The sequence below is a fragment of the Blattabacterium cuenoti genome (assembly GCF_014251315.1).
Classification (GTDB): domain Bacteria; phylum Bacteroidota; class Bacteroidia; order Flavobacteriales; family Blattabacteriaceae; genus Blattabacterium; species Blattabacterium cuenoti_AJ.
Genome location: NZ_CP059185.1, coordinates 124,774 through 147,262, shown reverse-complemented (window position 1 = coordinate 147,262; position 22,489 = coordinate 124,774). Strand labels below are relative to the sequence as shown.

Annotated in this window: 25 protein-coding genes, 3 tRNA genes, 1 other RNA gene and 1 pseudogene; 18 read left to right on the top strand and 12 right to left on the bottom strand. The window is 26.5% G+C overall.

Annotated features, from left to right (window positions below; all coding sequences use genetic code 11):
* Positions 1–20 precede the first annotated feature (20 nt).
* Positions 21–650 (top strand): urease subunit gamma, encoded by a 630-nt coding sequence (locus tag H0H74_RS00695; RefSeq protein ID WP_185849344.1) that lies wholly within the window; start codon positions 21–23, stop codon positions 648–650.
* Positions 647–2,353, top strand: coding sequence for an urease subunit alpha (gene ureC / locus H0H74_RS00690; RefSeq protein WP_185849343.1), 1,707 nt, complete (start codon positions 647–649; stop codon positions 2,351–2,353). The genes H0H74_RS00695 and ureC overlap by 4 nt, the downstream gene beginning before the upstream one ends.
* A 7-nt stretch (positions 2,354–2,360) precedes the next feature.
* Here ureC and H0H74_RS00685 read toward each other — a convergent pair.
* A tRNA-Leu gene (locus tag H0H74_RS00685) sits at positions 2,361–2,443 on the bottom strand.
* Positions 2,444–2,454: 11 nt separating this feature from the next.
* Positions 2,455–2,873, bottom strand: a pseudogene (locus H0H74_RS00680) (deoxycytidylate deaminase).
* A gap of 26 nt (positions 2,874–2,899) precedes the next feature.
* Between H0H74_RS00680 and H0H74_RS00675 the strand changes: the two are divergent.
* The gene (locus H0H74_RS00675) at positions 2,900–3,706 is read left to right on the top strand and encodes an RNA methyltransferase (protein WP_185849342.1); all 807 of its coding nucleotides are present in this window, start codon (positions 2,900–2,902) and stop codon (positions 3,704–3,706) included.
* 3 nt (positions 3,707–3,709) lie between these two features.
* Here the strand turns inward: H0H74_RS00675 and H0H74_RS00670 are convergent, their stop codons facing one another.
* On the bottom strand, positions 3,710–4,183 hold the full coding sequence (locus H0H74_RS00670; protein ID WP_185849341.1) for a ribonuclease HI: 474 nt from the start codon (positions 4,181–4,183) through the stop codon (positions 3,710–3,712).
* Positions 4,184–4,207: 24 nt separating this feature from the next.
* Positions 4,208–4,960: a lysophospholipid acyltransferase family protein gene (locus H0H74_RS00665; RefSeq protein ID WP_185849340.1), complete on the bottom strand. Its 753-nt coding sequence runs from the start codon at positions 4,958–4,960 to the stop codon at positions 4,208–4,210.
* Between the two features lie 151 nt (positions 4,961–5,111).
* Here H0H74_RS00665 and fbp point away from each other — a divergent pair, with 151 nt between their 5' ends.
* From fbp to H0H74_RS03115, 3 genes are read left to right on the top strand one after another with little or no spacing between them, the layout of a single operon-like run.
* Positions 5,112–6,113, top strand: coding sequence for a class 1 fructose-bisphosphatase (gene fbp / locus H0H74_RS00660; protein ID WP_185849339.1), 1,002 nt, complete (start codon positions 5,112–5,114; stop codon positions 6,111–6,113).
* Positions 6,114–6,122: 9 nt separating this feature from the next.
* Positions 6,123–6,308 carry a hypothetical protein gene (locus H0H74_RS03120; RefSeq protein WP_238784102.1) on the top strand — a complete coding sequence of 62 codons (186 nt, stop codon included), beginning with the start codon at positions 6,123–6,125 and terminating at the stop codon, positions 6,306–6,308.
* Positions 6,309–6,313: 5 nt separating this feature from the next.
* A complete protein-coding gene (locus H0H74_RS03115) occupies positions 6,314–6,496 on the top strand; it encodes a hypothetical protein (RefSeq protein ID WP_238784101.1) in 183 nt (60 codons plus the stop codon).
* Here the strand turns inward: H0H74_RS03115 and H0H74_RS00650 are convergent.
* Entirely contained in the window at positions 6,468–7,043 is a 576-nt protein-coding gene (locus tag H0H74_RS00650; RefSeq protein WP_185849490.1) for a MarC family protein, read from the bottom strand. The genes H0H74_RS03115 and H0H74_RS00650 overlap by 29 nt on opposite strands.
* 157 nt (positions 7,044–7,200) lie before the next feature.
* On the bottom strand, positions 7,201–8,565 hold the full coding sequence (gene pyrF, locus H0H74_RS00645; protein WP_185849338.1) for an orotidine-5'-phosphate decarboxylase: 1,365 nt from the start codon (positions 8,563–8,565) through the stop codon (positions 7,201–7,203).
* A 67-nt stretch (positions 8,566–8,632) separates the two neighbouring features.
* Between pyrF and H0H74_RS00640 the strand changes: the two genes are divergently transcribed.
* Complete coding sequence (locus tag H0H74_RS00640) at positions 8,633–9,571, top strand: dihydroorotate oxidase (RefSeq protein WP_185849337.1); 939 nt, start codon at positions 8,633–8,635, stop codon at positions 9,569–9,571.
* Here H0H74_RS00640 and proS read toward each other — a convergent pair.
* The gene (gene proS, locus H0H74_RS00635) at positions 9,568–11,037 is read right to left on the bottom strand and encodes a proline--tRNA ligase (RefSeq protein ID WP_185849336.1); all 1,470 of its coding nucleotides are present in this window, start codon (positions 11,035–11,037) and stop codon (positions 9,568–9,570) included. The two genes, H0H74_RS00640 and proS, sit on opposite strands and share 4 nt — an antisense overlap.
* A gap of 109 nt (positions 11,038–11,146) precedes the next feature.
* Here proS and rpmF point away from each other — a divergent pair, with 109 nt between their 5' ends.
* Genes rpmF through accC form a run of 3 tightly spaced genes read left to right on the top strand, consistent with a single transcriptional unit; the run spans position 11,147 to position 13,179 of the window.
* Positions 11,147–11,341 (top strand): 50S ribosomal protein L32, encoded by a 195-nt coding sequence (gene rpmF / locus H0H74_RS00630; protein ID WP_185849335.1) that lies wholly within the window; start codon positions 11,147–11,149, stop codon positions 11,339–11,341.
* A gap of 2 nt (positions 11,342–11,343) precedes the next feature.
* Positions 11,344–11,826, top strand: a complete 483-nt coding sequence (gene accB, locus H0H74_RS00625) for an acetyl-CoA carboxylase biotin carboxyl carrier protein (RefSeq protein ID WP_185849334.1) — start codon at positions 11,344–11,346, stop codon at positions 11,824–11,826.
* 6 nt (positions 11,827–11,832) lie between these two features.
* Positions 11,833–13,179, top strand: coding sequence for an acetyl-CoA carboxylase biotin carboxylase subunit (gene accC / locus H0H74_RS00620; protein ID WP_185849333.1), 1,347 nt, complete (start codon positions 11,833–11,835; stop codon positions 13,177–13,179).
* Here the strand turns inward: accC and prfA are convergent.
* A complete protein-coding gene (prfA, locus tag H0H74_RS00615; RefSeq protein WP_185849332.1) occupies positions 13,171–14,256 on the bottom strand; it encodes a peptide chain release factor 1 in 1,086 nt (361 codons plus the stop codon). The genes accC and prfA overlap by 9 nt on opposite strands.
* A 49-nt stretch (positions 14,257–14,305) precedes the next feature.
* Positions 14,306–14,722: a DUF4293 family protein gene (locus H0H74_RS00610; protein WP_185849331.1), complete on the bottom strand. Its 417-nt coding sequence runs from the start codon at positions 14,720–14,722 to the stop codon at positions 14,306–14,308.
* A gap of 179 nt (positions 14,723–14,901) precedes the next feature.
* Here H0H74_RS00610 and rho point away from each other — a divergent pair, with 179 nt between their 5' ends.
* From rho to H0H74_RS00595, 3 genes are all read left to right on the top strand, one after another.
* Positions 14,902–16,470, top strand: a complete 1,569-nt coding sequence (gene rho, locus H0H74_RS00605; RefSeq protein WP_185849330.1) for a transcription termination factor Rho — start codon at positions 14,902–14,904, stop codon at positions 16,468–16,470.
* Between the two features lie 63 nt (positions 16,471–16,533).
* A tRNA-Met gene (locus H0H74_RS00600) sits at positions 16,534–16,606 on the top strand.
* Between the two features lie 90 nt (positions 16,607–16,696).
* Positions 16,697–17,788: a DNA recombination protein RmuC gene (locus H0H74_RS00595; protein ID WP_238784100.1), complete on the top strand. Its 1,092-nt coding sequence runs from the start codon at positions 16,697–16,699 to the stop codon at positions 17,786–17,788.
* A gap of 13 nt (positions 17,789–17,801) precedes the next feature.
* Here H0H74_RS00595 and H0H74_RS00590 read toward each other — a convergent pair.
* From H0H74_RS00590 to H0H74_RS00580, 3 genes are all read right to left on the bottom strand, one after another.
* A tRNA-Ser gene (locus H0H74_RS00590) sits at positions 17,802–17,886 on the bottom strand.
* Positions 17,886–18,193, bottom strand: an RNA gene (gene rnpB, locus H0H74_RS00585) — RNase P RNA component class A. The genes H0H74_RS00590 and rnpB overlap by 1 nt, the downstream gene beginning before the upstream one ends.
* Positions 18,187–18,903, bottom strand: a complete 717-nt coding sequence (locus H0H74_RS00580) for a YebC/PmpR family DNA-binding transcriptional regulator (protein ID WP_185849328.1) — start codon at positions 18,901–18,903, stop codon at positions 18,187–18,189. The genes rnpB and H0H74_RS00580 overlap by 7 nt, the downstream gene beginning before the upstream one ends.
* A 75-nt stretch (positions 18,904–18,978) precedes the next feature.
* On the opposite strand from H0H74_RS00580, the gene rpmB reads away from it, so the two are divergent.
* From rpmB to htpG, 5 genes are all read left to right on the top strand, one after another.
* Positions 18,979–19,206 (top strand): 50S ribosomal protein L28, encoded by a 228-nt coding sequence (gene rpmB, locus H0H74_RS00575; RefSeq protein ID WP_185849327.1) that lies wholly within the window; start codon positions 18,979–18,981, stop codon positions 19,204–19,206.
* A 5-nt stretch (positions 19,207–19,211) separates the two neighbouring features.
* The gene (gene rpmG / locus H0H74_RS00570) at positions 19,212–19,394 is read left to right on the top strand and encodes a 50S ribosomal protein L33 (RefSeq protein WP_185849326.1); all 183 of its coding nucleotides are present in this window, start codon (positions 19,212–19,214) and stop codon (positions 19,392–19,394) included.
* A 15-nt stretch (positions 19,395–19,409) separates the two neighbouring features.
* On the top strand, positions 19,410–19,574 hold the full coding sequence (locus H0H74_RS00565; RefSeq protein WP_185849325.1) for a DUF4295 family protein: 165 nt from the start codon (positions 19,410–19,412) through the stop codon (positions 19,572–19,574).
* Positions 19,575–19,582: 8 nt separating this feature from the next.
* Positions 19,583–20,533, top strand: coding sequence for a signal recognition particle-docking protein FtsY (ftsY, locus tag H0H74_RS00560; RefSeq protein ID WP_394798659.1), 951 nt, complete (start codon positions 19,583–19,585; stop codon positions 20,531–20,533).
* A 75-nt stretch (positions 20,534–20,608) separates the two neighbouring features.
* The gene (gene htpG, locus H0H74_RS00555) at positions 20,609–22,477 is read left to right on the top strand and encodes a molecular chaperone HtpG (RefSeq protein ID WP_185849323.1); all 1,869 of its coding nucleotides are present in this window, start codon (positions 20,609–20,611) and stop codon (positions 22,475–22,477) included.
* Positions 22,478–22,489 lie beyond the last annotated feature (12 nt).

The window sequence follows — 22,489 nt, the reverse complement described above, 5'->3', positions numbered from 1 at the left end:
AATCAAATTAAAGAAAGTATATGCATTTAACTTCTTATGAAAAGGAAAAAATTCTTCTGCACATGGCTGGAGAATTGGCAAAAAAACGTTTAAAAAGAGGACTGAAATTAAATTATCCTGAATCTTTAGCTTTAATTACTCATTATGTAATGGAGGGAGCTCGTGATGGAAAAACAGTAAAAGATCTCATGTATGAAGCAGGAAATATTCTGAACGATGAACAAGTTATGGATGGAGTGTATGAATTATTGAATAATGTTCAAGTAGAAGCCACTTTTCCTGATGGAACAAAATTGGTAACTATACATCATCCTATAAAAAAAAATAGAAAAAAAAATTCTAATCTCATTCCAGGACAATATGATCTTTTAAAAGAAGATATAGTATTATTACCTGGACGATCTCGTATAGAAAGAATAGTATCTAATACAGGAACTCGTCCTATTCAAATAGGATCTCATTTTCATTTTTATGAAACAAATTCTGCTCTTCTTTTTGATAGAGAAGGTACTAAAGGATATAGACTTGATATTCCTTCTGGAAGATCTGTTCGTTTTGAACCAGGAGAAACAAAAGAAGTTATGTTAGTAGAAATTGGAGGAAGTAAAAAAATTTATGGATTTTCAGGAAAAGAAAATACAACGATATGAAAAAAATAGATAGAAAATCTTATGCAAGTATGTATGGTCCTACTAAAGGAGATAAAATTCGTTTAGGGGATACATCTTTATGGATTGAAATAGAGAAAGATTACACTATTTATGGAGATGAATGTGTTTTCGGAGGAGGAAAAGTTATTAGAGACGGAATGGGACAGCATCCATTTGCTACAAGAGATGAAGGAGTTTTAGATTTAGTATTAACTAATGCTATTATTATAGATCATTGGGGAATTATTAAAGCAGATATAGGAATTAAAAATGGAATTATTGTTGGAATAGGAAAAGCTGGAAATCCATATTTTATGGACGGAGTTACTCCTAATATGTATATTGGAGCAGGAACAGAAGTCATTTCTTCAGAAAATATTATAGTAACCGCTGGAAGTGTAGATAGTCACGTTCATTATATATGTCCTCAATTATTTGAAGTCGCATTAGAAAGTGGAACGACGACGATTATTGGAGGAGGATCAGGTCCAGCTACTGGAACTATAGCTACAAATTGTACTTCAGGTGTATGGAACATTCAAAGAATGTTGAAAAGTACAGATCATATTCCCATTAATTTTATTTTTCTTGCAAGTGGAAATAGCTCTCGTCCCGAAGCTTTAATTGAACAAATAAAAGCTGGTGCAGGTGGATTAAAAATACATGAAGATTGGGGGAGTACTTTACATGTCATCGACCAATGTTTACACGTAGCAGAAAAATTAGATGTACAAGTTAATATACATACAGATTCACTGAATGAATCTGGTTATGTAGAAGATACTTTAAAAACATTCAAAAATAGAACAATTCATACTTATCATACAGAAGGAGCTGGAGGGGGGCATGCTCCTGATTTACTGAAAGTAATATCATATTCTAATATTTTACCTTCATCAACAAGTCCTACCATGCCTTATACTTGTAATACGATAGATGAACATTTAGATATGTTAATGATTTGTCATCATTTGGATTCTAATTTACCAGAAGATATAGCTTTTGCTAAATCACGTATAAGATCTGAAACTATTAGTGCAGAAGGAGTTTTACATGATATGGGAGCTATTAGTATGACTAGTTCTGATTCTCAAGCTATGGGAAGAATAGGGGAGATAGTAAAACGGACATGGCAAACCGCTGATAAAATGAAAAAAGAAAGAGGATTTTTAAATGAAGATCATACAAAAAATGATAATTTTAGAGTAAGAAGATATATTTCAAAATATACTATAAATCCTTCTATTACACATGGTATTTCTGAATATGTAGGATCTATTCAAATTGGAAAAATGGCAGATTTGGTCCTATGGAAACCTTCTTTTTTTGGAGTAAAACCTGAGTTAGTTATAAAAAGTGGAATGATTGTCTATGCTAGCATGGGAGATCCTAATGCGACCATACCTACTCCTCAACCATTTATGTATCGAAAAATGTTTGGATATTTTGAACCAAAATTAAGCAGTGTTTTTGTATCAATAAATGCAATCAATAATGGTTTTTTAGAAAAAAATGAAATTAAAAAACAAATAAAAATAGTAAAAGGATGTCGCACTTTATCCAAAAAAAATATGATCTTAAATGGAGAAATTCCCAATTTAGAAGTGGACCCCAAAACCTACAATGTTTATATAAATGGAGAAAAAATAATTTCTCATCCTTCTGATGTTTTACCTCTTTCTCAGAGATATTTTTTATTCTGAATAAAAATACCCAGGGCGGGATTCGAACCCGCATGATGTAAAATCACTGGATTTTGAGTCCAGCGCGTATACCTATTTCGCCACCTGGGTTTTCATAAAATTTATAGTTTGTCTATTCCTATTTTTAGTTTTCTCAAAAAAGATAATTCTTCATTTTTTATTGCATGTTGTAAATAAATAACTCTTTTTATATTAGAAAAATAAATTAATTTACAACATTCTTTACATGGAAAATGAGTAATATATATGGAAGCTCCTTCACAGGATAAAGAAGAAGAAGCCATTTTTGATATGGCATTTGCTTCTGCATGTATAACATACCATTTTGTATTTCCATTGTGATCTTCACATATATCATCAAATCCATCTGGAGTATGGTTATATCCATCAGATATGATTTTATTATTTTTAACTATAACAGCGCCTACTTTTTTTTTTTGCAAAAAGATAATTTTGAACGTTCGATAGCCATATTCATATATATCATATCATGGTATTTTTTATAAATTTTATAAATCATTTTTTAGGTAGAAATAGAAAATAAATATGAAAAAAACATATAATATTCAAAATACAAAAATTAAAGATTTGATAAAAATTTCTCAAAAAAAAAATTCTATGAATATTTTCCTTGTTGAAGGAATCAAAGAATTTGAAATGGCTATAAAGGGAAATTTTATACCAAAAAGAATATTTATATGCGAAAAAATATTCCATAAATATAATATGATTCAATCATTTTATTCTATAACCTTTTTTATTAATATAAAAATTTTTAAAAAATTAACGTATAGAGATAATTCGGGTGGAATTATTGCTTTATTTCAAGAAAAAAAATATATGAATCAATTGAAAAACATAAAAATTGATAATAATAATTCTTCTTTAATACTTATATTAGATGGAATAGAAAAACCTGGGAATATAGGAGCTATGTTAAGAATAGCTGATGCTGCAAATATTCATATCATTATACTATGTAATATGAAAACTTATATATATAATTCTAACATTATCAGATGTAGTTTAGGTAGTCTTTTTACAAGAAAGATTTTTATGGAAAAAATAGAATCAATTATGAATTGGTTACAAAAAAATAAAATAAAAATTATAACAACAGGATTTCATCAACATAAAAAAGTAATGAATCTATACCAAACTCAATTTTCTCATTTTAATAAAATAGCTATTGTTTTTGGTTCTGAAAATAAAGGAGTTTCTAATATTTGGTTAAAAAAAGCTAACAAAATTATAAATATTCCTATGTTTGGAAATATAGATTCATTAAATGTTAGTAATGCAATGTCTATCATCATATATGAAATTATTAGACAAAGAAATTATACTAGATAATATTTATATCTGTTTTTCATACACGTGATCTATTTTTAAATTTTTTCTTTTGGAAGCTTCTACAGATAATTGATCGCAATAATCATTGATATAATGATGATTGTGACTTTTAATCCAATAAAATATAACAAAATGCTTACAAAATAAGGATAGGAATCTTTTCCATAAATCTACATTTTTTTTATTATGAAAGTTATTTTTTTTCCATTTATAAATCCATTTATTTTGTACCGTATTAACTATATATTTAGAATCAGTAAAAACAATAATATTTTGCTTTTTATTTTCTATTTTTTCTAATCCTACTATGACTGATAATAGTTCCATTCTATTATTAGTTGTATAACGAAATCCTTCTGAAATTATTTTTCTATTATAAAAATGACCAAAAAACATTTCTATAAAAATTCCATATCCTCCTGGACCAGGATTTCCTTTTGAAGAACCGTCAGTATAAATATGAATTTTTTTGTTCACGAATGATTCATGTAATTAACTATTTTATTTTTCACGTTCAAATTTTTCTAATTGATATTTTATTAAATTGAAACATTTTTTTTTCAAATTATCCTTATCTTTTAGGGATAAATTTTTTGTTGATATGGAACGATGTTGTTTAATTCTTATTTTCCCAGGCCTTCCTTTTACAATAGAAGAACTAGGAAATTTTGTTTTTACATCAGCTATGGTAAAAGGAATAATAGGGATTTTTTTTAAAATAGCGATAAAAAAAGCTCCACTCTTAAAATCGTCCAATAAAATATAAGGTTTAGGAACCCCCCCTTCTGGAAAAATACAAACACTTTTTCCAGAATCTACTTTATCTTTTATTTTCTTAAATACTTGTATACAACTTGATAAATTTTTTCTCTCAATAAGAATATTACTTTTTTTATAAACAAATCCAAAAAAAGGAAGTTTAGCTAATTCTGCCTTTCCCACAAAAACTAAAGGATGATTTCTCATTAAAGAGTAAATTAACATAATATCCATAATCGAACTGTGATTACTAATAATTACGTATTGTTGATTTTTATCTAATATTTCTTGGTCTTTTTCCAACACATACCAAAATCCCATGAGAAAAAGATTACTTCTGGCCCACATTTGATGAAACCAATATGCAATGGGATAATGTCTTTCTTTAAAAAGAAATGGAATAGAAGCTCCTGCCCATAAAGGAATCAAAAATATATTGATAAGAAAAAACCATGTACGCCATAACAATATTAATGATATTTGTATAATTTTCATTAAGCAATAAAATTAACAGAAATATATAAAATTCATAGTAACTTTTTTAAAATTATTCATCATAAATTTTACAAAAATTGAAACATAATTATAAAATTTTTTTAAAAAAATCTGATCTTTATATAAAGAAAGTCTTTTCTTTTAAAGAAACATGTATACATTAGGAGAGTTTATTATAAAAAATAGAGATCGTTTTTCATATTCTACAGAAGCATTATTACGATTATTTAGCTCTATAAAATTGGCTTCTAAAGCGATTCATAAAGAAGTTAATAAAGCAGGATTAACAGAAGAAATTATAGGAAGTTCTGGTATTACTAATATTCAAGGAGAAAATCAACAAAAATTGGATGATTTTGCTCATCGAGCTTTTATTGAATCTTTTAAAAGTAGAAATGTTGTTTGTGGAATAGCTTCTGAAGAAAGTAAAAATTTTATAGTAATAAAAGGGAAACATGAAAATATTTTTCAAAATCAATATATTGTTTTAATAGATCCACTTGACGGTTCATCTAATATAGATGTGAATGTATCTATTGGTACTATATTTTCTGTGTATATGAGAAAAACTCCTATTCAAATGAATTTAACAATAGAAGATTTTTTGCAAAAAGGAAATAAACAAATTCTTGCTGGATATATTATTTATGGATCTTCTACTATATTAGTATATAGTATTGGGGATGGAGTCCATGGATTTACTTTAGATCCTTCAGTTGGAACATTTTACTTATCTCACTCTAATCTTCATTTTCCTAAAAAAGAAAAAATTTATTCTATTAATGAAGGAAATTATGCTAAATTTTCTAATTCTATTAGAAAATTTATTAGATATTGTCAAGAAAAAAAAGACAATCGTCCATACACAGCAAGATATATTGGATCTTTAGTGGGAGATTTTCACAGAAACCTTATACAAGGAGGAATATACATTTATCCCAAAACAGCTTCTTCTCCAGAAGGAAAATTGAGATTACTTTATGAATGTAATCCTATGGCTTTTTTAGCAGAACAAGCTGGAGGAAAAGCTTCTGATGGAAAAAAACGGATTCTAGACATAGAACCTACTAAATTACATCAAAGGACTCCATTCGTTTGTGGTCCTACAGGAATGGTTTCCAAGTTAGAAGAGTTTATGCTAGATTGTGAATAAATCTTAAAAATGCATCTTAAAGAAAAAAAAATTTTTGAAAAAGTAATAAAAAATGGAAAATATTTATTCGTATATCCTGTTTTATCTGTCTTTTTGTTAAAAGAAACAAATTTTGGAAAAAACTTGTCACTAAATCTAATTGGAACTTTAGTGAAAAAAAAAATTTTAAAAAATCAGTTCATAGAAATAGAATAAAACGTTTGTTAAAAGCTTCTTTTTTTCTAAATAAATCAATTTTGAATAAAAGTATTATAAATAATAATAAAAATTGTTACATTATTTTTATTTATAAAGCTTTTTATTTACCCAAATTTAAAGATATAAATGAATCTATTGTAAACATTTTCAATAAAATCATTGTTGAAACAATTGCCCCGCATTAGCTCCAAAAATTTTCACTGCAAAAGCTAATAAAACAATTCCAAATATTTTTTTTAAAATATCTAAACCATTATTTCCTATTTTTTCGGCTATAAAATCACATCTGTCTATCACAAAATAGACAACTATCATATTTAAAATAAGAGATAAAAGAATAATATTTACGTCATAAGTTGCTCTTAATGAAATTAAAGTAGTTAAAGATCCGGGACCAGCTATAAGTGGAAAAGCTATTGGAACAATAGAAGTTTGAGCATTTTTCGTAACTTTATGAAGATCTATTCCTAATATCATTTCTAACCCAATTAAAAACAATACTACAGATCCAGCTACAGAAAAAGAATGAACATCAACTCCAATGATTTTAAGCATAGGTTGTCCTAAAAAAAGAAAAGATAAAAATATTACAAGAGAAGTAATTATAACTTTTTTAGTATCTATAATGTTCCCCTTTGATTTAAACCCCATAATTATGGGAGCATTCCCTAATATATCTATAATGCTAAAAAGTATCATAAAACAACTAATTAATGAATTGATCCATTCCATACTCAAAATTTATTCAAATAATTTTTTACCTCGTTTATAATTTTTTATGATTGAAATAATTAATATGACGACTATATATATACAAATTAAATAAAATTATAATCAGTATCATCAATTTTTTTAAAAAAACTCATTCATGTAAATAAAATAGACTTATTCAAAGTCCATTTTCATAAGCTTTCCATCCTGCATCTCTATATTCTTCTGCCGCTATTTCTGGATTAATAGATTTGTAAATCGCTTTACCTACAATAATAAAATCGCTTCCATTTTTTTCAAAAGCTTGGACAGGATGAATGTACCTATTTCCTCCGTCATTATTTTGTTGAGAAAAATGAATTCCAGGCGTAAACAATAATAATCGATCATCCACTTTTCTTTGTGCTACAGTTCCAATAACTTTTGGATTTTTCAAAGAAATATTCAGAGCTTTTCTTATGTAATGATCATCCGATAATCTTCCGTGAGAAGACATTTCAGATATTGTAATCAATCCCATACTAGAAGGAATATTTAAGTTTTGTATACTCATACTACCAGCAATTACGTGCGTTGTGATGATGTCTGCCCAAGAAGAAATTTTATGTATCCCGTAATGTAATTGAAGATAATTAGTCGGACCAACATCACATAATTTTCGATCTTCGAATAATAAGAATTTTTTTTCTATAGAAATATTTTTAAGACATTTTATAAATGAATATGAAAAGTCATTTATAATATCTACATGAAGTTTTAATCCACAAATTCTATCTCCAATTGAATTGACTAATTTTAAAATATTTTCAGTGTATATCAAGTCAGCAGAAACTATCAAGTTTGTTTTTTTTTTTAACGTAATATCAATAAGTTTTTTTCCTATAGGATGAGAAATTTTATTTTTTTTCTCTTCATAAGAAATTCGTTTATTTTGAATATTTTTTATATTTCTTTTTTTGAAAAAAAATTGAATCATATGTATTTCTTTTTTCTTTAAAAAATGTTTTTTTTTTAATAGTTTGAAAACTTCTCTTATTTTAAATAAAGTTCGAATATTATATCCTCTTTTTTTTATATTTTCGATCCCTCCTTGTTCTCTATCAAGAATAGACATAATATTTTTAATGATTAATCCTTCTTTTTCAAGATCGATTACAGTTCTTAATAAACTATCTCCGCTTGTGATTACATCTTCTATAATAAGACAATTTTGTCCTATTTTATATATTCCTTCAATCATTCGTTCTGTTCCATATCCTTTATTTTCTTTTCTTTTAATAATTAGCGGGACTTTAGATCTTAAAGATAAAGTAGTAGCTATAGGTAAAGCAGCGTATGGAACTCCACAAATTAATTCAAAATCATAAGATGTAACTTCACGTATTAGTAAATCTGATAATTTGATTAATAAATCAGGTCTAGAAGCTATTGGACGAAAATCTATATATATAGGAGAATTCATTCCACTTTTCAGTGTAAAATTTCCAAACTTTATGATTCCTAAATTGTAAATTTCTAAAAAGAATTGTTCTTTTTCTTCCATAAAAAAGCTGTTTTGGTAAAGTTAAAAATTTTATACTTGGATATTATTACTTACAATTGATACGATTATGAAAAAAATAGATACTACTGCTAGTATAAATGGAATCAAACTTCCATTATGCATCATGAACGCTTCAGGCGTTCTTTGTACTACAGAACAAGAACTATCCAATTTATTAAATAGTTTTTCTGGTGGAATCGTTACAAAAAGTTGTACATATAAACCAAGAAAAGGAAATGTTATCCCTAGATATTTTGAATGGAATATAGGAAGCATAAATTCAATGGGATTACCTAATCTTGGTATTAATTTTTATCTAAGTTTTTTAGAAAAAAAAAAAATAAATAAACCTATTTTTCTTTCTATATCCGGGTTATCTAAAGAAGAAAATTATTTTCTCGTTAAAAAAGCAAACGAATCTTCAAAAATTACTGCTATAGAATTAAACTTATCTTGTCCAAATATTGTTGAAAAAGAAAAAATGTTAGGTTATGATTTCTATCAAATTTCGAATTTCATAGAAAACATATTTAAGTTTAATAAAAAACCTCTAGGAATTAAACTTCCTCCTTATTTCCGGGAAGAACACATTAAGAATATGGCTTTAGTTTTAAATCAATTTCCTATTTTTTTTGTTACTTGTATTAATAGTTTACCTAATGGTCTTTTCATTGATCCAATGAAAGAATCAGTAGTAATACGACCTAAAAAAGGATTTGGAGGGATAGGTGGATCAATTATAAAGCCATTTGCATTAGCTAATATTCATAAGTTTTATACTTATCTTAGAAAAGATATCTCCATCATAGGATGTGGAGGAATTTCTTCTGGAAAAGATATTTTTGAACACATATTATGTGGAGCTTCTGCTGTTCAGATTGGAACACAATTTATGAAAGAGGGAATTTCTGTATTTGAAAGATTAAAAAAAGAATTAATTTTCATTTTAGAAAAAAAGAATTATTCATCTATAAATAGTTTTAAAGGGAAATTAAAAAATTTTTAATAAGATTTAGAAAAAACCACTCTTTGTAAAGAAGGGTTTCCAGAATAAATACATTTTCCTTTTTCTTTCTCTTTCAAGAGAGGAATAAAACGGATGGTTGCTTCTGTTTCTTCTTGAATTTTTTTACCTGTATTTTTTGTTCCATCCCAATGAGCAAATATGAATCCTCCTGAACGATTTATTTGATTCTTAAAATCATTGTAATAATCTGATTGAATGATTAATTCTTGAGTTCTTTTCAAAGCTTTTTTATAAATGTTATTTTGTATTTTATCTAATAATTTTGGTATTGAATTTTTTAAATTTATCCAAGGTGCATATGTTTTTTCATATGTATCTCTTCTAAAAATTTCTACTTTTTCATTTTGTATTTCATTTTTTCCTATACTGATTCGGATAGGAATCCCTTTCATTTCATATTCATGAAATTTCCATCCTGGAGTTAATATAATTCTATCGTCATATTTGACTCGTATTCCTTCTTTTTCTAGAATATTTAAAATTTTTTTTGCTATTTTATTGATAAAATCATATTTTTCTTCACAATATATAGGAATAATTACGATTTGTATAGGAGCTATTTTTGGAGGTAAAATTAATCCTTTATCATCAGAATGTGACATAATTAATCCCCCTATTAATCTGGTAGATACGCCCCAAGAAGTTGACCATACATATTCTTTCTTCCCGTTGAAATTGGTAAATTTCACATCAAAAGCTTTTGAAAAATTTTGTCCTAAAAAATGTGAAGTTCCAATTTGCAAAGCTTTTCCGTCTTGCATTAGCGCTTCGATACAATATGTCTTTTCTGACCCATAAAATTTATCCATATATGGTTTTATTCCTTGTAATACGGGAATAGCCATAAACTTTTCGGAAAAATCTGTATAGATATTCAATATTTTTATAGCTTCTTCTATAGCTTCTTTTTCTGTAGAATGTGCAGTATGTCCTTCTTGCCATAAAAATTCAGTAGTTCTAAGAAATAAACGAGTTCGCATTTCCCATCTTATTGCATTTCCCCATTGATTAAATAAAATAGGTAAATCTCTATAAGATTGAATCCACCGTTTATAAGTTTTCCATATTATACTTTCTGAAGTAGGTCTAATGACTAGTTCTTCTTGTAATTTAGATTCAGGATCAACAATAAGTTCTTCTTTATTTTGATTTTTTTTTAATCTAGAATGTGTAACGACTGCACATCCTTCAGAAAAAATCTCAGTATGTTCTTTTTCTTTTGAAAAAGCTGATTTTGGAATCAATAAAGGAAAATAAACATTCTGATGTCCAGTTAATTTTAACATTTTATCTAATATTGTTTTCATCCTATCCCATAAAGAATATCCATATGGTTTAATAATCATAAAACCACGTACTCCGGAAAATTCTGCTAAACCAGATTTAACAACAATTTCATTGTACCATTTTGAGTAATTTTCATTACGTTTAGTTAGTTGACTCATAAAACATAAGAAATGATTTCTATTATTCTTTTATGTATGAAAGATATAAAAATTATTTAACACATTTAATTTTATTTCTAAATTAGTAATTTATTAAATATCATAATTTATGCCCCATCCTAAAAGAAGACAATCTAAATCTAGAAAAAATAAAAGAAGAAGTCATTTGAAAATAAAAGAGCCTTTATTAACAAAATGTGCTTTAACAAAGCGAAAACATTTATACCATCATGCATATTGGTATGAAAATAAACTTTATTATAGAGGAAAAATTGTATATAGTAAAAATAAAAAAGAATCCTAATTATGGATTTAAAAAAAATAAAATCCCTGATTCAATTTATTTCGGATTCGAATATCGATGAAATAAGGATAAAAATAGAAAATACTGAGATTTACATGAAAAATAGAGCTTTGATAAAAAATCAAGAACGTTCATGGAAACCAACTCATCCCAAAAAAAAAATACCTTCATCATCATCTTCTTTTTCTGTTTCTGATTTTAATGATAGATTTTATAAAGAAGAAAAAAAAAATAAAAATCAATATTTAACCATAAAATCTCCTATGATAGGAACATTTTATAGAAAACCTCATCCGGATCAAGAACCTTTTGTAAAAGTAGGAGATCAAATAAAAATAGGAACAAAAGTTTGTGTGATAGAAGCAATGAAATTATTTAATGATATTGAATCTGAAGTGGATGGAAAACTTATTAAAATTCTAGTGGAAGATGCCTCTCCTGTTGATTACGACCAACCTTTATTTCTTTTAGATCCTAATTTTTAAATTTTTATGTTTAAAAAAATATTAATTGCTAATCGTGGAGAAATTGCTTTACGAATTATACGAACGGCTAAAGAAATGGGAATTAGAACTGTAGCTGTTTATTCTACAGCAGATAAACATAGTCTTCATGTTTATTTTGCGGATGAAGCTGTATGCATAGGCCCCCCCCCTCCTTATCAATCTTATTTAAATATTCCAAATTTGATTTCTGCGGCAGAAATTACAAATGTAGATGCAATCCATCCTGGATATGGATTTTTATCTGAAAATGCATATTTTTCTTCCATGTGTCATAAACATGGGATAAAGTTTATAGGGGCAAACCCTAGTCATATGATTCAAATGGGAAATAAAATTTTAGCCAAAAAAACTATGAAAAAAGTTGGCATTTCTTGTTTGCCTGGATCTGATTGTTTTATTGAATCATCTTATCAAGAAATAGAAAAAATTGCAGATAAAATAGGATATCCAATTATTATAAAAGCTGTTTCTGGAGGTGGAGGAAAAGGAATCCGATCTGTTTTAGATAAAAATCATTTAAAAGATTCTTGGGAAGAAGCTAAAAAAGAGGCTTGGTCTTGTTTCAGAAAAAAAGATATGTATATAGAAAAATTTCTTTTAAATCCAAGACACATAGAAATTCAAATTATAGGAGATAAATATGGAGAAGCATGTCATTTATCAGAAAGAGATTGTTCAATTCAAAGGAGAAATCAAAAATTGGTAGAAGAAGCGCCTTCTCCGTTTTTAACTACATCTCTTAGAAAAAAAATGGGAGAAGAAGCAGTAAAAGCTGCTAAGTATATTCATTATGAAGGAGTAGGGACTATAGAATTTTTGGTAGATCAAAATAAAAATTTTTATTTCATGGAAATGAATCCGAGAATACAAGTGGAACATACTATAACTGAGGAAATAACAGGATTAGATTTAATTCAAGAACAAATATTTTTAGCTAATGGAGAAAAACTTTCTATAAAAAAAAATTTTTTTTATCCAAAAATGTATTCAATAGAATGTAGAATTAATGCAGAAGAACCGTATCATAATTTTCGTCCAGTTTCTGGTAAAATTACTCAAATGCATTTACCTGGTGGAAAAGGCGTACGTATTGATACACATATTTATGCAGGATATCTTGTTCCACATTATTATGATTCTATGATTGCTAAAATTATTACCACGGCAAAAAGCAGAAAAGAAACTATTGAAAAAATGCGTCGTTCTTTAGATGAATTTGTAATAGAAGGTATACATACTACACTTCCTTTTCTCAGAAAACTCATGCAAAATAATGATTTTGTAAAAGGAAATTATAATACAAGTTTTTTAGATAATCTAAATTTAGATTGATTTTTTTTCAAATAATTTTAATAAATTAATCATTTTTTGAATATTTCCATTCATAAATCCTGAAAGATCATAAATAGATTTATGAATTCTATGATCCGTAACTCTATTTTTGGGATAATTATAGGTTCTAATTTTTACGGAACGATCTCCTGTAGAAACCAAAGATTTTCTTTTTATCGATATTTTTTTTAATCTTTTTTCTTTTTCATTTTGATAAATACGTGATCGTAAAATACTTATAGCTTTTTCGAAATTTTTATGTTGAGAACGTTCTTCTTGACATTCTACTGTAATTTTACTTGGAATATGGGTTAATCGTACAGCAGATTCTGTTTTATTAACATGCTGACCTCCAGCCCCACTAGATCTAAAAGTATCTTTTTTTATATCAGATAAATTAATATCGACTTCTATATCTTCAACTTTAGGAAAAACTGCAACGGTTATAGCAGATGTATGAACTCTTCCTTGAGATTCTGTTTTTGGAATTCTTTGTACTCTGTGTACTCCAGATTCGAATTTTAAATTTCCATAAACTCCTTTTTCTCCATAAATTTCTAAAATAATTTCTTTATATCCTTTGACTCCTCCTTTTTGAGCATGTATGATTTTATATTTCCAACCTGATTTTTTAAAATACATAGTATACATTCTTAATATATCTTCAACAAAAAGACATGCTTCGTCTCCTCCTGTTCCAGAACGTAGTTCTACTATAGCAGCATTTCTATGATCTTCTGTTGTATATTTTTCTTTTGAAGAAAAGAGGAGATTTTCGAATTTTTTTTCAATGAAAGATAAATTTTCTAAAACTTTGTATTTTTCTGTTGAAGCGAATTCCTTCATTTCTGTATTTGAGTCATTTTTTAAAATGAAATTTATTTCTTCAAGTAGAGATAACTTTTTGTTGTACTCTTCATAAAGAGTAACTATTTTTTCTAATTTTGTGTATTTTTTTAATAATTTTTTATATTCTTTTTGATCAGATATAATACTGGGTTGTATGATTGATTTTGAAATTTCATAAAATTCCTTTTTGAAAACTTCCAACTTTTGAATTAATAAAGTTTTTTTCATCTATTATAAATTTTTCATAAAAATTCTTTTTAATCAAGAATACTCTTGTTTATCGTATTCGATTTATAGAATCGATTAATTTTATATCTTTTTTTATAGCTATGTTTGACATACACAAAACACATATACATAAAGAAAGAAGTGTGATTATTGAACTAAACTCGTATTTATTCAATTGATAGTCTGAAAAAAAAAGGATTAATACATGAATTGTATTAAAAAGTATATTAATTTTATTTATAAATATTTGCAATTTTTTTTTCTTAAAAAGAAAAAAACTGAAAATAGATAGAGATAAACATATGATTAGAATCATTCTAATTATTTTTTTCAAACACAAATACAAATAAAAAAAATCAATTAGATTTTGATTAAAATTAATATTTAAAGGATATAAAAAATATATGAAGACAAAGTAAATAAAAATAGAAATAAATAAATATAATGTTTGTATTCTATATAACATAATATAATAATATAAAGATTAAATTATTTTGTAATTTGTTATTTTCAAATTAATTTTTTGTATAATTGTATTTATCGTTTCTAAGTTATTTTTCATAAGTTATTATTATTAATATTAAGTTAATACACTCAAAGTATATTACTTACCAAGCATATACATATATAAAACCCAATCACTTTATGTTTGATATTACTGAATTAAAAAGTAAAAAACTTTTTGAATTACAGGAGATTGCCCGTTCATCAGGATTAAAAAAATGTACACAACTTCGAAAAAACGAACTCCTAGAAAAAATTATTTCCATTTTTAATAATAAAAAAACTTCTGCACATTCAAAAAGGGAAAATTCTTTAAAAAAAGGATTTAATATGCGAAAAAATACTGAATCTAAAAATTCATTTTCAGAAAAAAAAAGCATAAATGGTAAAAAAAAATTGATTTCTCAAGAACATTTAAAAAATTATAATTCTAAATTTTCAGAAGAATCCCCAAAATTTCAAAAAAAGCATCAAAATTTTTCTAATTGGAAAAAAAATGATAGATTTGAAACTCAGAATATATCATCATCTCACGGAACAGAAATAGGATCACAAAAAATTTCTCCTAATAAATACCGTACTCCTGAATACGAATTTGAAGGAATAATAATAAGTGAAGGTGTATTGGAAATTATGCCAGAAAATTACGGATTCTTGAGATCTTCTGATTTTAATTATTTATCATCTCCTGATGATATTTACGTTTCCCAATCTCAAATTAGACTTTTTGGAATGAAAACAGGAGATACAATAAGGGGAGAAGTTCGTCCACCTAAAGATGGTGAGAAATATTTCCCCCTAATTAAAATTCTTGAGATTAATGGAAGATCACCTTCTTTTGTAAGAGATAGAGATTCTTTTGAGCATTTGACGCCACTATTTCCAAATGAAAAATTCAAATTAGCTGAAAAAAATGCTACTCTTTCTACAAGAATTGTAGATCTTTTTACTCCTATAGGAAAAGGACAAAGAGGAATGATCGTGGCTCCTCCTAAAACAGGAAAAACTACTTTATTAAAAGAAATAGCAAATGCTATTGCAGCTAATCATCCTGAAGTATATTTAATTATATTATTGATAGATGAACGTCCGGAAGAAGTTACAGATATGCAAAGAAACGTGAAAGGAGAAGTTATTGCATCTACTTTTGATGAACCAGCGGATCGACATGTTAAAGTAGCCAACATTGTTTTACAAAAAGCAAAAAGAATGGTAGAATGTTCACATGACGTCGTCATATTGTTAGATTCCATTACACGCTTAGCACGTGCGTATAACACTGTTGCTCCTGCATCTGGAAAGGTGTTATCAGGAGGAGTAGATGCAAATGCATTACATAGACCCAAAAGATTTTTTGGAGCTGCTAGAAACATAGAAAATGGAGGATCTTTATCGATAATTGCCACAGCCATGATCGATACAGGATCAAAAATGGATGAAGTAATTTTTGAAGAATTTAAAGGAACAGGAAATAAAGAGCTTCAATTAGACAGAAAAATAGCTAATAAACGAATTTATCCAGCTATTGATCTTGTATCTTCTAGTACTAGAAAAGATGATCTTTTACTTGATCAAAATACATTACAAAGAATGTGGATTTTACGAAAACATCTTTCCGATATGAATCCAGTAGAAGCTATGGATTTTTTAAGATCTAGAATGGCTAGAACTCAAAATAATGAAGAATTTTTAATATCTATGAATGGATAGAATAAATTTTTTTTAATATTTGATTTTGTAAATGAAAAACATTATATTCACAAATATAATATTCGCGGGATGGAGCAGTTGGTAGCTCGTCGGGCTCATAACCCGAAGGTCATAGGTTCGAGTCCTATTCCCGCTATTTTTTTTATTTATATGAATGTATTATTCATTTATACTTTTTTCTTTTTTTATTTTATTCATATGCATATATTTTTTTAGAAAATTAGAATTGTTCTTTAGAAAAGAATTTAAAGATCAACAGAATGAAATTCATAAATTATCTAAATATAGTAGAACCGAAATTGGTGATTCTTTAATTGAAGTAAAAAATGGTTTAATACAAAACATAAAAGTTTTTCAGGATGTTATTGATCAAAAAGTTCAATTTTATACTGAAAACCAAGATAAAAAATTGAATTCTTTTTATACATCTCATGAAAAATTTCTTAAAATTTTTGAAAAAAAACTTGAGGAAATAAGAGAAAATGTTAATGACAAACTTCAAACTTCTTTAAATGTACATCTGGGTAAATCATTTGAGATGATTGGAAATCAATTATTCTTTTTACAAGAGGGTTTGGGAGAAATGAAGATTTTAGCGAAAGATGTGAGTTCTTTAAAAAGAACCTTAAATCATGTAAAAATATGTGGAAGTTTTAGCGAAATGCAGCTCTCAATGCTTTTACAGCAAATTCTGTCTCCAGAACAATATGCTTCTAATGTTGTGACCAAATCTAGTACAAATTTTGTAGTAGAATTTGCGATTAAACTTCCAGGGATTGAAGATGGAAATATGATATGGTTACCTATTGATGTTAAATTTCCAAAAGAAACTTATGAAAAAGTACAAAAAGCTTATCATAATGGAGAAAAAAAAAATATAGAAACAGCTATAAAAAATATGGAATCTGTACTTAAAAAAATGGCCAAAGACATTAAAGAAAAATATGTAGACCCTCCACATACTACTGATTTTGCTATACTTTTTTTGCCTTTTGAAGGCATATATGCTGAAATAACAAGAAACTCTAGTTTATTAGAAGAATTATTAAGAAAATACAAAACAGTAATAGCAGGACCGTCTACATTGGCTGCTATATTAAATAGTTTGCAAATTGGGTTCCGAACTTTAGCTATTCAAAAAAGGAGTTCTGAAGTGTGGCAAGTTTTAGAAACGGTAAAACAAGAATTCACAAAATTTGGATTATTACTTCATCAGGCTCAATACAAATTACAAGGGGCTTCCAAAGACATAGATCGATTATTAAAAGTTCGAACTCATTTGATAGAAAAAAAATTAAAGGATATAGAAAACTTATAATAAAGAATAAAAGCGGAGAGAAAGGGATTCGAACCCTTGACACTTTTTGGTGAACACGCTTTCCAGACGTGCGCCTTAATCCTCTCGGCCACCTCTCCGAAAAAGTAGAATTATAAGCCGGATTCTGTTTTTACACCTATCATTTATCTAGGATCTAGGTTACCCATGATCTCAATCTGCCTACCCCCCGGTTTCAACCGAGCTAGTTTTCCGGTATACATGGCATTTCACCACACAGAGTTTACATGATTTCACTACAGCAATTAATAAATTATATCTGTACTTTCTTTCTGTTGCACTATTCCTCACCTTACGATGGATGGGAGTTACCCATTGTGTTGCTCTACGGTGTCCGGACTTTCCTCATTTTTTGTTAAAAAAAAATGCGATAGGACATTCTACTTTTTATTTTCATCTATATTTGAGTAAATATTTTCTACATCTTCATTTAGGTAAAGTTTTTCAATTAAATCTAAAACTTTATTTTTTTTTTCTTCTGAAATGTATTTCATTTGTCTAGGAATACGTTTCACTTTATACTTATGAAGTATTTCTAACTTATCCAAACTATTTTTCATAGATCCAAAATATTCAAAATCTGTATATAAATAAATTATATCATGATCTTCTATAAAATCTTTAGCTCCAAAATCTATTGTCATAAGTTCAAAATCTTCCACTGAATAATGGATATCCTTTTTTTTTACACAAAAAACACCCATTTTATGAAAAAAATGAGTTAATTCTCCGTTATGACATAATCTTCCTTTATTTTTATTAAAAAGGATTCGAATATTGGAGGTTGTTCTAATGCTATTATTCGTCACACATTCTATAATCAGACTAATTCCGTGAATTAATCCTTCTAAATCCAAATTTTTGTACCCATCTGTTTTGATTTGCAAAGCTTTTTTTATAGCCTTTTCTATAGTATTTTTAGGAATGTTGAACGATTTAGCATTCGAAACCGCATTTCTAAAACGAGAATTGTTTGTGCCTGATTCTTTTACGGCCATAGAAATCTCTTTAATAATTTTAGAAAATTTCTTAGATTTTTTGAAATCTTGATTCGATTTTCTATGTTGTATATTTGACCATTTGCTATGTCCTGACATGAAATGTCTTTTATATTATTTTATTATTTATATTTAATGTACAGCCATTTTGGCAAGTTAACAAAAAAAATTTTTATGTCAAAAATTTGTGAATTGACAGGAAAAAAAGCAATGATGGGAAATCGAGTTTCTCATGCAAATAACAAAAAAAAACGTCGTTTTAACATTAATTTATGTAGAAAACGTTTTTTTTTAATAAAAGAAAAAAAATGGATTACTTTAAAAATTTGCACTTCTATTATTAAACTTATCAATAAAATAGGAATAGAAAAAGTTTTAAAACGTTTTAAATACAAATATTAAATGAAATGGGAAAAAAAGGAAATAGAATACAAATCATACTAGAATGTATTGAACAAAGAAAAATTGGAGTACCTGGTTGTTCTAGGTATATTACAACGAAAAATAAAAAAAATACTCCAAATAGAATTGAGCTAAAAAAATATAATCCAATATTAAGAAAATATACAGTTCATAAAGAAATTAAATAAAATCATATAAAAAAAATGTCTAAAAAAGGAGTAAAAGGAGTAGATCCCCAAAAAAAAAAGATTTCAAAAAAAATGACTTTGGCCATAAAAATAGTTAAATCTAAAAAGTCAGGTTATTATACCTTTGAAAATAAAATGATTTCTGATGAAGAAATCAAGATTTTTTTTACAAAAAAGTGATGTATATCATGTTTTTAAAACACAAGAAAAAAATAAGTCAAACATTCAATCATGAATTAAAAAAAACTAGAGAATCTTTATTTTCTAAAATCAAAAATCTATTTTTGAAAAAATCCAAAATAGATATAAATGTTATTGATTCTATAGAAGAAATATTATTATCTGCAGATATAGGAACACAAACTACTATCAAAATTATTGATAATTTAGAAAAAAGAATTCAAAGAGATAAATATAGAAGTTTACAGGATATTTACGATCTTCTTAAAGAAGAAATTGAAAATCTCTTTATAAATATTGAAAATGTTTGTTTAGAAACAAAAATAAAGGAAAATGAAAAAATACCATATGTTATCCTGATAGTAGGAGTAAATGGGGTAGGAAAAACGACGACAATTGGAAAATTGTCTTTTTTTCTAAAAAAAAAGGGTTTTCATGTCATTATAGGTGCTGCAGATACATTTAGAGCGGCTGCTATTGATCAACTTGAAATATGGTCAAATAAAGCTGAAGTTCCTTTAATTAAACAACATATGTATGCGGATCCAGCATCTGTGGCATATGATACTTTACAATCGGCGAAATCTAAAAAAAAAGATGTAGTTCTAATTGATACAGCCGGAAGATTACAAAATCGAATCCATCTTATGGAAGAACTTTCTAAAATTAGTAGAGTCATGAAAAAAATAATACCTGAATCTCCTCATGAGATTATACTGATTTTAGATGCAACAACTGGTCAAAATGCTTTTGAACAGGTCAGACAATTTCTTTCTTTTGTTCCAGTTACTTCTATTATCCTAACGAAAATAGAAGGGACAGCTAAAGGAGGAGTAGTAATAGGAATAATGGATCAATTTAAAATTCCTATACAATATTTAGGAACAGGAGAAAAAATACAAGATTTAAAAGGATTTGATGGAAAAAAATTTATTGATTGTTTTTTTACAAAAATCTGACATATTGTCTATTATAAAAATAACGGTATAATTTTTGATAACTTTCTCTTTGCTATTCTACAATGTTAATATTCTATGAAAAATAATAAAATTAGTGTTACTTCAGACAATATTTTTCCTATTATTAAAAAGTTTCTTTATTCAGATCAAGAAGTTTTTTTACGTGAACTAGTTTCTAATGCTATAGATGCTATTGTTAAATTAAAAACTTTAATAAAATTAGAAAATTTGTATGATATTATTAATGATTTTAAAGTTAAAATTATCATAGATAAAAAAAATAATACACTTCACATTTTAGATAATGGGATAGGAATGACTGAAGAAGAAGTGGATAAATATATTAATCAAATAGCTTTTTCTGGAGCTGAGGAATTTATTAAAAAATATAAAAATCTGTCTACAACAGATTCTTCTAATATTATTGGGCATTTTGGATTAGGTTTTTATTCTTCTTTTATGGTGGCAAACAAAGTTATGATATTTACTCAATCTTATAAAAAAAACGCATCATCTATATTTTGGTCTTGTGAAGGAGATCCAAATTTCATCATGAAAGAAATTGAAAAAAAAGATAGAGGAACAGAAATTGTTTTGTCTATTAATGAAGAGAATAAAGAATTTTTAGAGTATGATCGGATTTTAAAATTATTACAAAAATACTGTAAATTTATGCCCATTAAAATTTTTTTGTCTTCAAAAGAAGAAGATAAAGAAAAAGAAGTTGTCATCAATAATATTAATCCTGCTTGGAAAAAAAATCCACTTCGATTGAACGATAAAAATTATTTGGATTTTTATCATGAATTATATACAAATCAATTAGAAGATCCTTTATTTTGGATTCATTTAAATATAGATCATCCTTTTCATTTAACAGGAATTTTATATTTTCCTAAAATAGAAAAAAGAATAGACATACAAAAAAATAAAATTCATTTGTATCAAAATCAGGTTTATATTACGGATAATTTAGAAGGGGTTGTACCAGATTTTCTTATTTTATTAAGAGGAGTTATAGATTCTCCAGATATTCCTCTTAACGTATCACGTTCTTATTTGCAATCTGATGCTTCTGTTAAAAATATATCTAAATATATAACCAGAAAAGTAGCTGATAAGCTAGATTCTATGTTTAGAAAAAACAGAGAAGATTTTCAAAAAAAATGGAAAGATATAAAAATTATAGTAGAGTATGGAATGATTAGCTCACAAAATTTTTTTGAAAAAGCTATCAAGTTCTTTGTTTTTTGTACTGTAGATGAAAATTATTTCACTCTAGAAGAGTTTAGAAATAAAATTAGAGAAACTCAAAAAAATAAAGAAGAAAAAATTGTTTTTCTTTATTCTTCACATATAGATAAACAGTATAGTTATATAAAAGATGCTAAAGATAGATGCTATGAAGTTTTAATTCTTGATAGTTCACTTTCAGTTCATTTAATACAAAAATTAGAATTTTCTTATCAAGATATTTGTTTTGTGCGAGTGGATTCAGATCATATTGATAAGTTAATTAATTATAGGAAAGAGGATAAACCTTATTCAGAACTTTCTGAAAAAGAAAAACAAGATTTAAAAAATCTTATTCATCATCATCTAATGGAAAATTTCAAATTTTCCATACAATTAGAAGATTTATCCAAGAAAGATAATCCTTTTTTAATTATCATTCCAGAATTTTTAAGGAGAATAAAAGAAATGAATTCTACTATAGGAAAAGATATGGTAGAAAAAGATCAAGAAAAATATTATCAATTGATAGTAAACGCAAATCATATTTTGATGAAAAAAGTATTAAAAGAAACATCAGAAGAAAAAAGAAAAAAAATTATACAAGAAGCTTTAAATTTGGCTCTTTTATCTAAAGGTTTACTACATGGAAAAAATCTTACAAATTTTATATCGAAAAAATTAAAAGATCTTATTAAAGGACAAGAATAGGGTAGAGTTAGG

Bases quoted from the DNA above. Each gene is read 5' to 3' on its own strand.
- H0H74_RS00695 (WP_185849344.1), top strand. From the start codon at position 21: ATGCATTTAACTTCTTATGAAAAGGAAAAAATTCTTCTGCACATGGCT.
- ureC (WP_185849343.1), top strand. From the start codon at position 647: ATGAAAAAAATAGATAGAAAATCTTATGCAAGTATGTATGGTCCTACT.
- H0H74_RS00675 (WP_185849342.1), top strand. From the start codon at position 2,900: ATGAAAAAAACATATAATATTCAAAATACAAAAATTAAAGATTTGATA.
- H0H74_RS00665 (WP_185849340.1), bottom strand. From the start codon at position 4,960: ATGAAAATTATACAAATATCATTAATATTGTTATGGCGTACATGGTTT.
- fbp (WP_185849339.1), top strand. From the start codon at position 5,112: ATGTATACATTAGGAGAGTTTATTATAAAAAATAGAGATCGTTTTTCA.
- H0H74_RS03120 (WP_238784102.1), top strand. From the start codon at position 6,123: ATGCATCTTAAAGAAAAAAAAATTTTTGAAAAAGTAATAAAAAATGGA.
- H0H74_RS00650 (WP_185849490.1), bottom strand. From the start codon at position 7,043: ATGGAATGGATCAATTCATTAATTAGTTGTTTTATGATACTTTTTAGC.
- pyrF (WP_185849338.1), bottom strand. From the start codon at position 8,565: ATGGAAGAAAAAGAACAATTCTTTTTAGAAATTTACAATTTAGGAATC.
- H0H74_RS00640 (WP_185849337.1), top strand. From the start codon at position 8,633: ATGAAAAAAATAGATACTACTGCTAGTATAAATGGAATCAAACTTCCA.
- proS (WP_185849336.1), bottom strand. From the start codon at position 11,037: ATGAGTCAACTAACTAAACGTAATGAAAATTACTCAAAATGGTACAAT.
- rpmF (WP_185849335.1), top strand. From the start codon at position 11,147: ATGCCCCATCCTAAAAGAAGACAATCTAAATCTAGAAAAAATAAAAGA.
- accB (WP_185849334.1), top strand. From the start codon at position 11,344: ATGGATTTAAAAAAAATAAAATCCCTGATTCAATTTATTTCGGATTCG.
- accC (WP_185849333.1), top strand. From the start codon at position 11,833: ATGTTTAAAAAAATATTAATTGCTAATCGTGGAGAAATTGCTTTACGA.
- prfA (WP_185849332.1), bottom strand. From the start codon at position 14,256: ATGAAAAAAACTTTATTAATTCAAAAGTTGGAAGTTTTCAAAAAGGAA.
- H0H74_RS00610 (WP_185849331.1), bottom strand. From the start codon at position 14,722: ATGTTATATAGAATACAAACATTATATTTATTTATTTCTATTTTTATT.
- rho (WP_185849330.1), top strand. From the start codon at position 14,902: ATGTTTGATATTACTGAATTAAAAAGTAAAAAACTTTTTGAATTACAG.
- H0H74_RS00580 (WP_185849328.1), bottom strand. From the start codon at position 18,903: ATGTCAGGACATAGCAAATGGTCAAATATACAACATAGAAAATCGAAT.
- rpmB (WP_185849327.1), top strand. From the start codon at position 18,979: ATGTCAAAAATTTGTGAATTGACAGGAAAAAAAGCAATGATGGGAAAT.
- rpmG (WP_185849326.1), top strand. From the start codon at position 19,212: ATGGGAAAAAAAGGAAATAGAATACAAATCATACTAGAATGTATTGAA.
- H0H74_RS00565 (WP_185849325.1), top strand. From the start codon at position 19,410: ATGTCTAAAAAAGGAGTAAAAGGAGTAGATCCCCAAAAAAAAAAGATT.
- ftsY (WP_394798659.1), top strand. From the start codon at position 19,583: ATGTTTTTAAAACACAAGAAAAAAATAAGTCAAACATTCAATCATGAA.
- htpG (WP_185849323.1), top strand. From the start codon at position 20,609: ATGAAAAATAATAAAATTAGTGTTACTTCAGACAATATTTTTCCTATT.